General features: G+C 40.2%; 1 pseudogene. It reads right to left on the bottom strand.

The window, feature by feature from the left end:
• Positions 1 to 102: 102 nt before the first annotated feature.
• Positions 103 to 1,391: pseudogene (chrA, locus tag VXQ92_RS18015) on the bottom strand (chromate efflux transporter); the annotation flags it as partial.

Raw genomic sequence — 1,391 nt, 5'->3', positions numbered from 1 at the left:
TGCCCAGTTAGCGGGTTAAAAATATAAATAGCCGAACAGTAAAGGAACTGTTCGGCCTTATTGAGATTATGATTTTAAGAAATTAATTCAATCAGTAAATAACTAAAAGAAAGTGACAGCGAGTCCAACCAGTGCCGAAGCAAAAATGACATACAGCACGTTAATGTTAAATCGGAATAAAGCAATAAATGCAGCTACAGTAATGAGGGCCGCGACAATATCAAAATGGCCTGAAAAACCCTGTGGCCATAATACGTGATAACTAAAAAATAGTGCTAAATTTAAAATGACACCGACCACAGCTGCAGTAATGGCAGTAAGGGGTGCAGTAAATTTAATTTCGTTATGTGTAGACTCAATAATGGGCGCACCCGCAAAAATAAAGACAAATGAAAATAGAAAGGTAAACCAAGTCACAATAACTGCACCGAGTGCTCCAGCAAAAAATAAATGCTCAGAGCCAAGTAGTGAATGATTAACGCCTCCTAAAAAACCAACAAAGGCAACGACCATAATTAGTGGACCGGGTGTAGTTTCACCAAGTGCTAATCCATCAATCATTTGTGTAGGTGAAAGCCATCCAAAATGATTGACAGCCCCTTGATAGACATAAGGTAAAACCGCGTAAGCGCCCCCAAATGTAAGCAGCGCAGCTTTAGTGAAAAACCAAGCCATTTGGGTATAGGAATGATGCCATCCAAAATATGCACCTAAAGCTAAAATTGGCAATAACCATAAAGCGATTGCCACAAAAATAAGTCTGGCTAACCGTGACCAATGGAATTTAGCGTGCTCTGGTGTCGGAGTATCATCATCAATATATGCCGGACCATAATCTTTTTGCTCGCTAAATAGCCAGCAATACCAGCTGTTAAAACGATAAGCGGGAAAGGAAGCTTTAAGACAAAAATGGCAAAAAATGCTGCAATCGCGACGACCCATAAAAACTTATTTTTAAGCGAACGACTACCTATACGGTAAGTTGCATGAAAGACAATTGCAGTGACGGCAGGCTTTATCCCGTAAAAAATACCTGCAATAACAGGCACATCTCCAAATTTTATATAAACCCAAGATAGCCCAATTAAAATAAATAAAGAGGGTAATACAAATAGAATACCTGCAACCAATCCTCCCGCAGTTCTATGCATAAGCCAACCAATGTAGGTTGCTAACTGCTGTGCTTCAGGACCGGGTAACAACATGCAGTAGTTCAGTGCATGTAAAAATCTTTTTTCTGATATCCAGCGCTTTTGTTCAACCAGTTCCTGATGCATCACAGCGATTTGTCCAGCTGGCCCCCCAAAGCTAATAAAACCAAGCTTGAGCCAAAATAAGAAGGCTTGCCAGAAGGTGACTTGTTCCACTGAATCATCAGGGGTATTTAATTG

The organism is Acinetobacter sp. 228 (genome assembly GCF_048147885.1).
Note: the sequence above shows the minus strand (reverse complement) of the source record. Positions and strands in the feature narration are given on the sequence as shown.